Genomic DNA, 13412 nt, shown 5'->3' with positions numbered 1-13412 from the left:
TCGAAATCGCCCATCGAATAAACCGAAGAGGCTGTACGGCCCATGACCGGCGGGAGTTCCGCTTGCCCGGCCGGGAATGCGAACATATATCGAACACATGGCGCAACTCGACACCCGTGAGAAGCTGGCGATCCTGGCGGACGCCGCCAAATATGACGCATCCTGCGCGTCGTCGGGCACGGCCAAGCGCGACAGCCGCGACGGCAAGGGCATCGGTTCGACCGAGGGGATGGGCATCTGCCACGCTTATGCGCCCGACGGGCGCTGCATCTCGCTGTTGAAGATCCTGCTGACCAATAGCTGCATCTTCGACTGCCATTATTGCATCAACCGCAAATCCTCCAATGTCCGCCGTGCGCGCTTTACCGCGCAGGAAGTGGTGAACCTGACCCTCGCCTTTTACCGGCGCAATTATATCGAGGGGCTGTTCCTCTCCTCGGGCATCATCCGATCGTCCGACTATACGATGGAGCAGATCGTCGAGGTCGCGCGGTCCCTGCGCGAGGATCATGGCTTTCGCGGCTATATCCATCTGAAGACGATCCCCGATGCCGATCCCGCGCTGGTCCGGCTGGCCGGCGTTCATGCCGACCGGGTGTCGATCAACGTCGAACTGCCCACCGTCGGCGGTCTGAAGCGCCTTGCGCCGGAGAAGGATTCGGCCCGGATCGAAGGCGCCATGGCCGATGTGAAGACCGCGATCGACGATCGGCAGGACGCGGCCAAGCGGTACAAGTCCGCCCCCGGCTTCGCGCCCGCCGGGCAGTCGACCCAGATGATCGTCGGCGCGGACGCCGCGACCGACCGCGACATCGTCGGACGCGCAGCGACGCTCTATGACCGCTTCGCGCTGCGCCGCGTTTATTATTCGGCGTTCAGCCCGATCCCCGATGCGTCTGCCGTCTTGCCGTTGCAACGCCCGCCGCTGATGCGCGAACATCGGCTCTACCAGTCCGACTGGTTGATGCGCTTCTACGACTATCAACCGCGCGAGGTCGCGGCGGCGGCCGATGAGGCGACGGGCATGCTGCCGCTCGACATCGATCCCAAGCTGGCCTGGGCGCTGAAATTCCGCCAGCATTTCCCGGTCGATGTGAACCGCGCCCCCCGCGAGATGCTGCTCCGCGTGCCGGGTCTCGGCGTGAAGGCGGTGGACCGGATCATCGCCTCGCGCAAATGGCGCAAGCTGCGGCTGGTGGATGTCGGGCGGCTGACCGTCTCGATCACCAAGCTGCGCCCCTTTCTGATCGCAGAGGATTGGCGGCCGGTCGCGCTGGCCGAGCGGGCGGACCTGAAACCGCTGGTCAAGCCGCAGGGCAGGCAGCTCGAACTCTTCGCCTGAGTGAGAGTGATTCGCGGGTGAAACGCCCGTCGGGCTTCGCCGTTTGGCTCCGCGAAGGAGAACGCATCATGGCCACCGCCGACATCTATGCCGATCTGAAGCGCGATCACGACAAGCAGCGCGTGATGCTGAAGGAACTCGCCGAACTCAAGGGCGACAGCGCCAAGCGCAAGAAGCTGTTCGAGACGTTCCGCATCGAGGTGCAGAGCCACGCCGCCGCCGAGGAGGAATCGCTCTACGCCACCATGCTCGGAGAGCCCGAGCTGCGCGACGACGCCCGCCATTCGGTGTCCGAACACAAGGAAATCGACGATCTGCTGGGCGAGATGATGGACCTCGATTTCGCGTCCGACGAATGGGAATCGAAGTTCTTCCACATGCGTCATCGCTATGAGCATCATATTGATGAGGAAGAGGAAGAGATGTTCCCGGCCGCCGAGAAGGAGCTGGACGACGCGACCGAGGAAAAGCTCGCCGACATCTATGAAGAGCGCAAGCCGATCGAGGCCAAGGAGGCCAAGGCCAACCCGCCCGGCGGGGACGAACGCGATTGAGTCTGGACCCGGTTGACGTCGAACGGCGTCCTTCCCTTGCAGGGGAGGAATGAGGGGCAATGCGGATCATCACCCTCTCCGCCCCCGACGATTTCGATGTCTGGCGCGAGGCGGCACGCGGGCTGATCGCCGACAGCGTGCCGCCAGACCAGGTCGTCTGGCAGGTCGGCGACCAACCTGCCGACCTGTTCGGCGCGGTCGCGGACGAAGCCATTCCCGGCAATGCGCCGCGCTTCACCGTCTCGCGCAATTTTCTCGACCTCGCGCGCAGCGTCGTCCTGGCCAACGATCCCGAGCGTTTCGCGCTGCTCCATACCGCGCTCGATCGGCTGCGGCGGCAACCCCGGCTGATCGAGGATCAGGCCGATCCGCTGGTCCGCCGCCTCGACCGATTGGCCAAGGCGGTGCGGCGCGACACTCACAAGATGCGCGCCTTTCTCCGCTTTCGCGAGACCGAGGATGCCGACGGTCCGCGCTATGTCGCGTGGTTCGAGCCCGAACATCACATCGTCCGCGCCAATGCAGCGTTCTTCGTCAACCGCTTCACCACGATGCGCTGGTCGATCCTGACGCCAGAGGTCTCGCTCCACTGGGACGGCCAGACGCTGAACGAAGGCCCCGGCGCGACCAAGGCGGACGCGCCCGAGGGCGACCCGACCGAGGCGGTGTGGAAGACCTATTATGCCAGCATCTTCAACCCCGCCCGCATGAAGATCGGCGCGATGCTGAAGGAGATGCCGCGCAAATACTGGAAAAACATGCCGGAAACCGCGTTGGTCCCGCAATTGATCGCGGGCGCGCAAGCGCGGGAGACGGGCATGATCGATACCGCCAGGGCGGACATGCGCGCGGGGCGTGGCCGCAATGCGCAGGCGGCCTGGGCTGCGTTGCGGGACGAAGCAATGGGCTGCACCCGCTGCCCGCTCTACGCGCCCGCGACGCAGACGGTGTTCGGCAAGGGCCCGGTCGACGCGGCACTGATGTTCGTCGGCGAGCAGCCCGGCGACCAGGAGGATCTGGCGGGCCATCCCTTTGTCGGCCCGGCCGGACAGGTGTTCGACCGCGCCGTGGCCGAGGCCGGGATCGACCGCGCGCGGACCTATGTCACCAACGCGGTCAAGCATTTCAAATTCGAACCGCGCGGCAAGCGGCGCATCCACAGTTCACCCAATGCGGGCGAAATCCAGGCATGCCGCTGGTGGGTCGCGCAGGAACGCCTGCTGATCCAGCCACAGGTAACGATCGCACTGGGCGCGACGGCGGCACGGTCGCTGTTCGGCAAGGTCATGGCCATCGGACGTGAGCGGGGCAAGGCGCTGACGCTGCCCGATGGCGGCACCGCCTTCATCACCGTGCATCCCAGCTATCTGCTGCGCCTGCCCGATCCCGAGGCAAAGAAGGTCGAATATGCGCGTTTCGTGGAAGAGCTGAAGCTGGCCGGGCAAGCCCTTCGCTAACGGGATCGCGCCTTTATCGAAGGGCCGAGACACCGTGCAGGTGCCTTACATCTCCCGAGGGTCCGGCCCGATCCGCCCCTGCGGATCATCCAGTGCGTCGATCGCCGCCATATCCTCGTCATCCAGCGTCAACCCGGTCGCCGCGAAATTGTCCACCATATGCGCTGCATCCGCGGCCTTGGGGATCACCGACAGGCCATGCGCGAGATGCCAGGCCAGCACCACCTGCGCCGCCGAGCGGCCATGCCTGTCCGCGATCCGCACGATCTCCGGCAGGGTGAGCAACGCGCCGCCCCGCCCCAGCGGGCTCCAGCTTTGCGTCACGATGCCCCGGGCTTCGTGATAGGCCCGCGCCTCGCGCTGCTGGAAACGCGGATGGAGTTCGATCTGGTTGACCGCGGGCACCACGCCCGTCGCCGCGATGATCCGGTCGAGATGTTCGGGCAGGAAGTTCGACACGCCGATCGACCGGGCCTTGCCCGCTTCGCGTAAGCCGATCAGGCTCTGCCACGCCTCGACATAGGCGTCTTCGGCGGGCACCGGCCAGTGGATCAGGTACAGGTCGACCGCCTCGACGCCGAGCAGCGCAAGGCTCTCGTCCAGCGCCGCCGCCGCGTCACGATGACGATCGTTCCACAGCTTGGTGGTCAGGAAGACGTCGGCGTCGCGAATGCCGTCGCCTGCCCCGCGCTCATTGCCATAGATGGCGGCGGTATCGACCAGCCGGTATCCGGTATCGAGCCCGCGACGCACCACCAGCGCGACCTGCGAATCCGGGATTTGGTAAGTGCCGAGCCCCAATCGGGGCAGGCCGCGTCCGTCATTCAGGGTCAGCATCGTCATGCCGTCCCAAACCGGTCGGCCCCTCATGCGGTTCCGATTGACCCCCGTGCGGGGATCGCGCAAGTCGCTGGGCCCATGGTCGAACATATTCTTTCCGCGCTGGCGAGCTTTGCCATCTGGGTCATCTCCACCGGCGGCTATCTGGGCGTCATGCTGCTGATGGCGATCGAAAGCGCCTGCATTCCGCTCCCGTCAGAGATCATCATGCCGTTCGCTGGCTATCTGGTGTCGACCGGCCATTTCAACCTGTACCTCGCCGCGACGGCGGGCGCGCTGGGCTGCAATCTGGGCTCGATCGTCGCCTATGAAATCGGCAAGCGCGGCGGGCGGCCCGTTGCCGAGCGCTGGGGCAAATATCTGCTGATCGGGCCGGGCGAGTTGGACGCGGCCGACCGCTTCTTCGCGCGCTATGGCCCGATTGCGGTGCTGATCGGGCGGCTGCTGCCGATCATCCGTACCTTCATCGCCTTTCCGGCCGGCGTCGCGCGGATGAAGCTCGTCCCCTTCCACCTCTATACCTTCATCGGCAGTTGGCCCTTCTGCCTGGTGCTGGCGATCATCGGGCGCGAACTGGGCGAGAAGTGGGATTCGGACCCGCGCGTAAAGGCATTCTTCCACCGTGCCGACCTGGTGATCGGTGTGGTGCTGGTCGTGCTGATCGGCCTCTATATCTGGCACCGGGTGCGCGGGCTCAAGCGCCACAGCCGCTGAACCAGCCATAGGGCCAGCGGGATCGCGACCGCGGCCCATAGGAACAGGCCGTCCCATGTCGTCCATCCCCACCATTCGGAGGGGATGGTGCGCAGGTCGCCGATGCGGAAGCGCTGCTGGATCACCGCCTGCCACCAGGCCCAGCGATAGGTGGGCGGCGCGAAGATTTCGGCCGACGCGATGGTCAGGTTGATCGCAATCGAGCCGATCAGGAGCAGCGCCAGTCCGCTGCGCCACCAGAGCGACCGCGCCATTGCCCAGACCGGCGCCAGCCCCAACGCTGCCATGCCTGCCAGCGGCATGGCATGGCGCGGCCCGGTGGCGTTCCCGCCGTCCCAATAGACATAGGCCGCATTGACCAGCAGCGCGACCAGCACGACCCCGACGGCGGTCAGCGCCAGCCCGCGCGTCTCCCGTTCCTCGGCCAGCCGCCACAGCCCGATCGGGGCGAGCAGCATGATGGGCGCGACCCAGATCAACCCGCGTGTCGGCCCGATCAGGATTTCGCGCAGCACCGCCGCTTTGGGAAGGGTCAGGCCGAACAGCCCCTGATTCATCCCCTCGAACCCGACCACCCCCGAATAGCCGATCCGAAACGGCGTCCCGAAGGCAAAGAGATTATAGGCGAGCAGCGGCATCAGCCCGATGATCCCCGCCGCGATCAACGGCCACAACGCGCGTGGTGCATGCCGGTGCCGCCATGCCGCCCACAGTCCGATCAGCGATCCCGCCAGCACCGCCTGATATTCGACCACCACCGCCCAGCCGAGCGCGAGCCCCGCCACGGCCAGCCCACGCGCACCACCGCGCGCCACCCCGGCCGTCGCGATGACGAACAGCGCCGCCACCGTCGCATGGCCGAGCAGCGTGGTGGAATAGCCCCAGATCGGCGTGCCCAGGGCATAGCCGAGCGCCGCGAACAGGCCCGCCCCCGCCCGCCCCGTCAATGCCGTGCCAAGGTCGAACAGCAACAGCGCCGCGATCGCAGTCAGCAGCGCCGGGCCCGCCGCTGCGGCAACCCGGGTACGCAACCGCAGATAGTCGACGAACCCCGGATCGAGGGTCGTCAGGGCGTGGCGATCCGCCCGGTCCCCGGTCACCCCATCCACCGCCGCCACCGCCGGGATCGCCATCAGGGTCATGCCCGGTGCCTTGTCCAGATAGGCATGGGCACCGAACCGCGCCTTGTCGATGGTCAGCGGTGCGAAGGGGTCGATGGTCGCCGTCCCGTCCTCGACCATGCGGATCGCGGCGAAGAGTCGCGTCGCGTTGTTGGGATTGAACTCCCATGATCCGAACCATGCGGTCGAGAACCAGATCAGCAGGAACAGGCCGATCCGAACGGGCCCCAGTTCCCGATCGCAGGTCATCGATGCTCTCCTCGTTACGGTTCGCCATCACGGCAAGAGCGCCGGGGGCCCCTTCCGTCTGTTTACGCGCTATCCGGGCAGGATCGGCAGGCAGGTGGTCGACTTGATCTCCGACAGCGCGACGGTCGAGTTGATTTCCTGAACCCCCGGCAGATTGGACAATCGCTCGAAGAACAGCCGTTCATAGGATTCGATATCGGCGGCGACAATGCGGAGCAGGAAGTCGACCGATCCCATCAGCACATAGCATTCCATCACTTCGGGCAGTTCCCGAATCGCGGCGGTGAACTCGTCCAGATTGGCGCGACCATGGGCGTTCAGCTTCACCTGCGCAAAGATCTGCGCCTTGAGGCCCACCTTGGTCCTGTCGACCAGCGCCACCCGCCGCTTGATGATCCCGTCACGCTCCAGCCGGTCGATCCGCCGCCAGCAGGGCGAGGCGGACAGCCCCACCGCCTCGGCGATCGCGGCGGTCGACAGGCTCGCATCCTCCTGGAGCAAGGCGAGGATCCGACGCTCCCAGATATCCAGTTCTTCCGGCATGAAACACCGAATATTCGGCAATACCAGGTCGTTTCAACCCAAATTCTGTTGTTTGTCCATGAAATGCGGTCAGTTTCCCTTCCCTGAAGCGGCTAATCTGCGGTCAGCCATTTCAGGGAAGTCCATCCATGCCCAAGCATCACGACCGCCGCGCCCTTCCGCCCGAGGAAGTCGTTCCCTTTCACGACCCGAACAGCGGCGCGCGCGGGGTGATCGCGCTTCACTCGACCGCACTCGGACCGGCGGCGGGGGGATGCCGGCTGTGGCGCTATGCCGATGATCAGGCCGCGACGGTCGACGCGCTGCGGCTGGCGGAAGGCATGGCGTTGAAGAACGCCCTGGCCGACCTGCCGCTGGGCGGCGGCAAGGCGGTGATCCGCCTGCCCGACGGCCCGTTCGACCGCACCGCCCTGTTCCGCAGCCTGGGCCGGGCGGTCCGCGAACTGAACGGCCGCTATGTCACCGCCGAGGATGTCGGCACCTGTGTCGCCGATATGGAGGTCGTCGCGGGCGAGACGCATCATGTCGCGGGGTTGCCCGCGCGGGGCCGGGGGCCGGGAGGCGATCCCTCGCCCTGGACCGCGCTGGGCGTCGTTCAGGCGATGCGCGTCGCGGTTCGGCACCGGCTGGGCGCCGAACTGTCCGACGTCACCGTCGCGGTGCAGGGGCTCGGCCATGTCGGCTATGCGCTGTGCGAATTGCTGCACGGCATGGGCGCCCGCCTGATCGTGGCAGAACCGCGCAGCGAGATCGCGGCGCGCGCCGCCGACCGGTTCGGCGCGATGGTGATGAGCGGGCGGGCGCTACTGTCGGCGCGTGCCGATGTGCTGGCCCCCTGCGCGCTGGGGGCCGTACTCGACGCGGACACGGTGCGCGGCCTGCGCGCATCGGTGGTGTGCGGCGCGGCAAACAACCAGCTCGCGACCGAGGATATGGCCGAGCGGCTGGCCGAGCGCGATGTGCTCTACGCCCCCGATTTCCTGGTCAATGCGGGCGGGATCATCAATGTCGCCGGCGAATATCTGGGCTGGAAGGCGGCCGAGGTCCGTCGCCGCGTCATGGCCGTCGGTTTCCGCATGGAAGAGGTTCTGGCCCGCGCGGCCCGCGACGGCACGGTGCCGCACCATGCCGCCCGCGACGTGGCAATGGACCGCATCGCGACCGCGCCGCGCCAAGTGGCCGTGGCGGCATGACCAAGACGGGGCGGGACATGGGTTGAGACTGATGGACTGACGTGAAAACGGCGCGCCCCGCCCCGCCCCGCCCTTCGCTCGCGCCGTGCGACGTCGAAGGGCGGGCACGGCCGGATCGGGGACCGGGGTCAGCGGTCGCCCGCTGCCTCCTGCCGCCGCCGGTCGGCGTTGATCGCTCGGTTCTCGCGAGCACGCTGGGCGAAGCAGCCGGTGGCACCGCCCGCGCCGACCGCCGAGCAGCTGCCGATGCTGTTGACGCCGGTGCCCTCGTTGAGCGTCCCGGTCGCGCGCGCCGCCCAGCTCTCATTCTGCGGCGTCACCTGCAATTCGCGCAGTTCCTTGGGGACGCGGAACTGTTCCTCGGCACCGCGACGCACGCACACGACGATCTCGTTGCCGTTATTGTCGGTGGGGCAGCGTTCATTGCCGAACAGGGTCAACACGCCGTTGATCGGCGCGTTGCGTGACACCTCGCCGGGGGCCTCGGGCGGCTTGACCCTGATCGCGCCGGGGGCGGCCACCTGCTGCGCCAGCGCCGGGCCTGCCGCCGCCACGACGCCAAGACCCGCCAGTATCGCCGCGCGCCATGTCCGATCGATCATCCTCTCTCTCCCGTCGATCCGCGCGTCAGACCCGCTTGGCCGCGGCGATCGCGACCTTGCAGCCCAGACGGATCATTCCATACAGCATCGGATAGGCGATCGCCTCCTCCGCACCGGCGCCAAGGGCGTGATCGCGATGCTCCAGCTCCTCGGCCTGGAAATCGGCGATCGCCTCCGACAATTCGAGGTCGCTGTCGCCCAGCTGGTCGAGCTGCGCCTGATAATGTTTGTCGATCTCGGTTTCGACCGCCGCGGTGCAGGCCATCGCCGCCTTGGGGCTGATCGCCGCGGTGATCGCGCCCAGCGCGAAGCCCGCCTTGTCCCAGAAGGGCTGGAGCAGCGTCGGCCGCACGCGGCGCTCCGCGATCATCCGGTCGAAAAAGGCGCGGTGGCGCTCTTCCTGCTCGGCCATGTGATGGATGGCGCGCGAAAAGGGATGCCGGTCGCCCAGCACCGCGAGCTGCCCGGCATAGATGCGGGTCGCGCCATATTCCCCGGCCTGGTCCACCCGGACCATCGCCTTCATCGGTTCCCGCCGGTCGCCCGGCATCCAGCGGAGCTGGCTCATCGCGCCTTCCTCATCAACACCAGGATCGTCACGGCACCGCCAAGCGACAGGATCGCGTTGAACCCGGCCAGCGAAATCCCGGCAAAGGTCCATTGCGCCACGTCGCAGCGGATGACCGGCGCATGCATGATCGCATTCAGCCGGTCGGCCGAGCTCAACCCGTCCAGGTTCACCGTCGAGGTGCAGGCGGTGAAGCCCTGCCACCAGCCATATTCGACCCCGGCATGCGCGACACCGATCGCCCCCGACACCGCAATCAACAACGCCGCAAGGATGACAAGCGATCCCCGGATGCTGCGCTGGCCGACGAAGAAGGCGGCGAAGGCGGGCACCAGCGCGGCATAATGCGGCCAGCGCTGCCAATGGCACATCTCGCACGGGTAAAGGCCGCCGATCAACTGGCTGCCCCAGGCACCCGCCAACAGCGCAGCGGGCAGCAGGAAGGCGATCCAGTTCGCCATGCATTCGTTGCGGGTGCGCGCTGTGGTCATCTTACTTCACCGGCGGCTTGGTAGCGGCGGCGATCTGGGCAGGGCCGCCCAGGCGCGCAATGGTCTTCAGCGCGTAATAGAGCTGGAAATCCTCGATCCCCTGTTTCTTCAGCGCCTCGGGCGTCATCGCGAAGCGCGGATCGGGCTTGGTATCCTCTTCGAGGATGGCGTTGTCGGCCTTCACCTCATTGATCAGGTGGCGACGCAGATCGGCCTCGCGGAAGACGGGGCGCGTCTTGTAATCGGGGTCGGAAATCTCCGGCACCTTGATATCGGGCTCGATCCCGCCCTCCTGCACCGAGCGGCCCGAGGGAGTGTAGTAGCGCGCGGTGGTCAGGCGCAGCGCCGTCTCCGGCCCGAGCGGCAGCAGCGTCTGCACCGATCCCTTGCCGAAGCTGCGCTCGCCCATCACCAGCGCGCGGTGATGATCCTGGAGCGCGCCCGCGACTATCTCCGACGCCGACGCCGTGCCCGAATTGGTCAGGACGATCACCGGCAGGCCATGCGCGTCGTCGCCTGGCTTCGCATAGTAGCGTTCGATATCGTTCTTCTCGCGCCCGCGCTGCGACACGATCTCGCCATGGTCGAGGAAGGCGTCGCTAACCGCGATCGCCTGGGTCAGCAGGCCACCGCCATTGTCGCGCAGATCGACAACATAGCCGAGCGGCCGGTGGCCCAGCGCCTTGTCGATCGCCATGATCGCCGCGCGCGTGTCCGCGCCGGTATTCTCCGAGAAGGTGTTGATGTTGATATAGCCGACATCGCCCCTCACTTCCCACTTCACCGGGCGCTGGACGATGACCTCGCGGGTCAGGGTCAGTTCGATCGGCTTGTCGCGGCCGGGACGCACGATGGTCAGGTTGATCTTGGTGCCCGGCTTGCCCCGCATCTGGCCGATCGCCTCGTCCAGCGACTGGCCGTAGATCAGCTTGCCGTCGATATGGGTGATATAGTCGCCCGACTTCACCCCAGCGCGGCCCGCCGGCGTATCCTCCTGCGGCGCGATGACCTTGATCGCGCCATCCTCCATCGACACGGTCAGGCCCAGGCCACCATAATTGCCTTCGGTCTGGATCTTCAGATTGTCGAAGTCGAGCGCGTCGACATAGCTGCTATGCGGGTCGAGCGCGGCCAGCATACCCTGGATCGCCCCCTTGATCAGCGTGTCGTCATCGACCTTGTCGACATAATCGGCCTTGATCCGGTTATAGACGTCGAGGAAACGGTCGAACTGACGAACGGTGGAACTGTCCACCGCCGCCATCGCGGAGGTCGTGATCGGCACCATCGCCAGCGCACCGACAATCGCAGTAGCAGTCAGAAGCGGACGTTTCGGAAGCGAACGTCCCAAGAACGAGCTGGGCATCGAGGGTCCTGGACCAGAAAGGATAGCCGCCTGTGTAGCGGGAAGCCGGACGCAATCAAAGCGCAACCGTGCTGAACGGGGGCTGAGCGGTGGGCGGGGAAAACGGCCGGAGGCGATCCGGGCGACGCCCCGTCGGTTGGCACCACCCCGCCTTCATCCCGCGATCGCGGCGATATCCATCGGTCGCCCGTCACGACGCAATTCCACCGTCACGCGGGGTTCCACGCCGTTCGCGCCACGCCCGGCCTGGCCCAGCACCGCCCCCGCCTCTACCCGCTGGCCCGGGCGAACGGCGATTCCGCCCAGGCCGGTGATCAGGCTGGTCCAGCCCGCGCCGTGATTGACGATGACGATCCCGCCATAGCCCCGGAACCGCGCGGCATAGCGCACCTCGCCCCCCGCCGGAGCAACGACCACGGCACGCGCCGCCGTCGTCAGGGTGATGCCGCGCGCGCGCACGCCCGCATCCGAAATCTCGCCAAAGCCCCCCGCGACCCGCCCCTTGACGGGCAGGCGATAGGTGCCCGCCGCGATCGCCGGACCGATCACCCCCGGCGCAAGGGGGCGGGCGACCGGGCCGGGCAGCGCGATCAGGTCGCCCGCCGTCACCTTCGCCTCGCCCCGCTCGGCCATGCGGTCCACGATATCACGCGCCGCCTCGCCCAGCGCCAGCGCCCGGTTGGACTCGTCGACCGCCACCTGACCCAGCACCTCGGCCCGGCCGCGATGCGCCGCCTCCAGCGCGGCCAGCGCGCGACGTTCGCTCTCCAGCCTGGCCATGGTCGCGGACAGCGCTCGTGCCGCCAGCGCCTGCTGTGCGCGCATCCGCCGGGTCCGCGCCAATTCGGTACGGACGGCCGCCGAACGCTGGGCGATGACGGGGGCGATGGTGCCGAATACCGCCCGGACATGCGCCAGATCGGCGACCGATCCCGGCTGCGCCACCGCCGCGATGGTAGGACGCGCCGCCATGGACTGCATCGCCGCCAGCAGATGCGCGAGCGGCGCCTGCGCCCGGGCCAGCCGCGCCTGCTGCCGGACCAGCAATCCCGCCACCAACGCGAGGCGCGCCCGCGCCTCCGCGACCTCCGCCTCGGCCGCCGCGACACGGGCCGCCATGGCGCGCTCCCTGGCCTGGGCGATCGCCGCGGCACCCCGCTCGGCACCCGCCTGGGCATCCAGCGCCGCCGCGCGCTTCTGCGCCGCCGCCGCGCCGGCGCGGGCATCGGCCAGGCGGCGCTGGTCGGTGACGACATCGGTCGTGCCCAGCAGCGCCAGCCCCGCCAGCGCCGCGCCCCAACGTCGCCGCCGGGCCATCCCGCTCATCCCTCGCGGTGATAGGGGTGATTGGCCAGGATGCTGGTCGCGCGGAACAATTGTTCCGCCAGCATCGCGCGCGCCATCATGTGCGGCCATGTCGCGCGGCCATAGGAGATGAGCAGATCGGCGCGCGCGCGATCGGCATCCTCGAACCCGTCGGCCGCACCGATCATGAAGCGGCATTCACGCACGCCATCGTCACGCCAGCGTTCGAGCCGTCTGGCGAAATCCATCGAGGAGAGATTCTCCCCCTTCTCGTCCATGAGGACCAGGCGCACCTGTCCCTCCAGCGGAGGAACCCTGCCGCCGGTGTCGGGCAGTTCGGTCAGCTTGGTCGGCCAGCCGATCCGCCTGATATAGCGATCGACCAGTTCGGCTTCCGGCGAACGGCCGATTCGCCCGCGCGCGACGATATGCAGCAGCACGGGCGACCCCTCAGGGTGTCAGAGGTTGCGGTCGGCGGGGCTCGCGGGCGGAGTCGGCGCGTCGCCGAACGCCCACATGCGCTCCAGATTGTAGAAGGTTCGCACCTCCGGCCGGAACAGGTGGACGATGACGTCATTCGCGTCGATCAGCACCCAGTCGGCGGTCGGCAGGCCTTCGACCCGCACCGAACGGCCGAACTCGGCCTTGATCTTCTCGGCGAGCTTCATTGCCATGGAGGCGACCTGCCGGGTCGAACGACCGCTGGCGATCACCATGAAATCTGCGATCGACGACTTGCCCGCCAGCGGGATCGAAATCGTCTCCACCGCCTGGTCGTCGTCGAGCGAAGCGAGGATCAGGCGATGCAGCGCCTCCACCTCTTCGGGATCGGACGGACGCGGCGATTGGGGGGAAGTGGCCAAGTGAGCTCCTGTTCAGGGGACGTTTCGGCCCATATGCCGAAACCAGTCCGGGTCGCGGGCCCGAAGGCCCGTGGCGGAAGTCGGGTCGGGGCGGAAGCGCAACAGCACGAAGGCCGGCAAACTCCACATCGTCCAGTTCTTCGCCTGGCCCGGACGCCTCTGGAAACGTCTGAACCAGCCCAGCGCGGGTGTCGCGTGGGCGGC

At 67.5% G+C, this 13412-nt stretch carries 15 protein-coding genes and 1 pseudogene; 5 read left to right on the top strand and 11 right to left on the bottom strand.

Annotation, left to right across the window (positions count from 1 at the left end; genetic code table 11):
* Nucleotides 1–97 precede the first annotated feature (97 nt).
* From ABDV78_RS07050 to ABDV78_RS07040, 3 genes are all read left to right on the top strand, one after another.
* On the top strand, nucleotides 98–1342 hold the full coding sequence (locus ABDV78_RS07050; RefSeq protein ID WP_343526775.1) for a putative DNA modification/repair radical SAM protein: 1245 nt from the start codon (nucleotides 98–100) through the stop codon (nucleotides 1340–1342).
* Between the two features lie 68 nt (nucleotides 1343–1410).
* Nucleotides 1411–1896, top strand: coding sequence for a hemerythrin domain-containing protein (locus ABDV78_RS07045; RefSeq protein WP_343526657.1), 486 nt, complete (start codon nucleotides 1411–1413; stop codon nucleotides 1894–1896).
* A 59-nt stretch (nucleotides 1897–1955) separates the two neighbouring features.
* Nucleotides 1956–3353 carry a UdgX family uracil-DNA binding protein gene (locus ABDV78_RS07040; RefSeq protein ID WP_343526656.1) on the top strand — a complete coding sequence of 466 codons (1398 nt, stop codon included), beginning with the start codon at nucleotides 1956–1958 and terminating at the stop codon, nucleotides 3351–3353.
* A 45-nt stretch (nucleotides 3354–3398) separates the two neighbouring features.
* Here ABDV78_RS07040 and ABDV78_RS07035 read toward each other — a convergent pair whose 3' ends face one another.
* Nucleotides 3399–4196: an aldo/keto reductase gene (locus ABDV78_RS07035; RefSeq protein ID WP_343526655.1), complete on the bottom strand. Its 798-nt coding sequence runs from the start codon at nucleotides 4194–4196 to the stop codon at nucleotides 3399–3401.
* A 75-nt stretch (nucleotides 4197–4271) separates the two neighbouring features.
* On the opposite strand from ABDV78_RS07035, the gene ABDV78_RS07030 reads away from it, so the two are divergent.
* Entirely contained in the window at nucleotides 4272–4907 is a 636-nt protein-coding gene (locus ABDV78_RS07030; RefSeq protein ID WP_343526654.1) for a DedA family protein, read from the top strand.
* Here ABDV78_RS07030 and ABDV78_RS07025 read toward each other — a convergent pair.
* Nucleotides 4862–6277: a hypothetical protein gene (locus ABDV78_RS07025; protein ID WP_343526653.1), complete on the bottom strand. Its 1416-nt coding sequence runs from the start codon at nucleotides 6275–6277 to the stop codon at nucleotides 4862–4864. The two genes, ABDV78_RS07030 and ABDV78_RS07025, sit on opposite strands and share 46 nt — an antisense overlap.
* 69 nt (nucleotides 6278–6346) lie before the next feature.
* Nucleotides 6347–6820 (bottom strand): Lrp/AsnC family transcriptional regulator, encoded by a 474-nt coding sequence (locus ABDV78_RS07020; RefSeq protein WP_343526652.1) that lies wholly within the window; start codon nucleotides 6818–6820, stop codon nucleotides 6347–6349.
* A gap of 128 nt (nucleotides 6821–6948) precedes the next feature.
* On the opposite strand from ABDV78_RS07020, the gene ABDV78_RS07015 reads away from it, so the two are divergent.
* The gene (locus tag ABDV78_RS07015; RefSeq protein WP_343526651.1) at nucleotides 6949–8013 is read left to right on the top strand and encodes a Glu/Leu/Phe/Val dehydrogenase dimerization domain-containing protein; all 1065 of its coding nucleotides are present in this window, start codon (nucleotides 6949–6951) and stop codon (nucleotides 8011–8013) included.
* A 128-nt stretch (nucleotides 8014–8141) separates the two neighbouring features.
* Here ABDV78_RS07015 and ABDV78_RS07010 read toward each other — a convergent pair whose 3' ends face one another.
* The 8 genes and pseudogenes from ABDV78_RS07010 to ABDV78_RS06975 form a co-directional block, all read right to left on the bottom strand.
* Nucleotides 8142–8615, bottom strand: a complete 474-nt coding sequence (locus tag ABDV78_RS07010; protein WP_343526650.1) for a hypothetical protein — start codon at nucleotides 8613–8615, stop codon at nucleotides 8142–8144.
* Nucleotides 8616–8640: 25 nt separating this feature from the next.
* Complete coding sequence (locus tag ABDV78_RS07005; RefSeq protein ID WP_343526649.1) at nucleotides 8641–9183, bottom strand: demethoxyubiquinone hydroxylase family protein; 543 nt, start codon at nucleotides 9181–9183, stop codon at nucleotides 8641–8643.
* Complete coding sequence (locus ABDV78_RS07000; RefSeq protein ID WP_343526648.1) at nucleotides 9180–9674, bottom strand: disulfide bond formation protein B; 495 nt, start codon at nucleotides 9672–9674, stop codon at nucleotides 9180–9182. The genes ABDV78_RS07005 and ABDV78_RS07000 overlap by 4 nt, the downstream gene beginning before the upstream one ends.
* A gap of 1 nt (nucleotide 9675) precedes the next feature.
* Nucleotides 9676–10962, bottom strand: a complete 1287-nt coding sequence (locus ABDV78_RS06995) for a S41 family peptidase (protein ID WP_343526647.1) — start codon at nucleotides 10960–10962, stop codon at nucleotides 9676–9678.
* Between the two features lie 231 nt (nucleotides 10963–11193).
* Nucleotides 11194–12366 (bottom strand): peptidoglycan DD-metalloendopeptidase family protein, encoded by a 1173-nt coding sequence (locus tag ABDV78_RS06990; RefSeq protein ID WP_343526646.1) that lies wholly within the window; start codon nucleotides 12364–12366, stop codon nucleotides 11194–11196.
* Nucleotides 12363–12785 (bottom strand): 23S rRNA (pseudouridine(1915)-N(3))-methyltransferase RlmH, encoded by a 423-nt coding sequence (locus tag ABDV78_RS06985; RefSeq protein WP_343526645.1) that lies wholly within the window; start codon nucleotides 12783–12785, stop codon nucleotides 12363–12365. Before ABDV78_RS06985 ends, ABDV78_RS06990 begins: the two co-directional genes overlap by 4 nt.
* 18 nt (nucleotides 12786–12803) lie before the next feature.
* Nucleotides 12804–13208, bottom strand: a complete 405-nt coding sequence (gene rsfS / locus ABDV78_RS06980; protein WP_343526644.1) for a ribosome silencing factor — start codon at nucleotides 13206–13208, stop codon at nucleotides 12804–12806.
* Between the two features lie 12 nt (nucleotides 13209–13220).
* A pseudogene (locus ABDV78_RS06975) lies at nucleotides 13221–13412 on the bottom strand (nicotinic acid mononucleotide adenylyltransferase); the annotation flags it as partial.

The organism is Sphingomonas sp. (assembly GCF_039594485.1).
Classification (GTDB): Bacteria; Pseudomonadota; Alphaproteobacteria; order Sphingomonadales; family Sphingomonadaceae; genus Sphingomonas.
The sequence above is the reverse complement of the archived record's forward strand: the minus strand, read 5'-3'. Positions and strand labels throughout refer to the sequence as shown.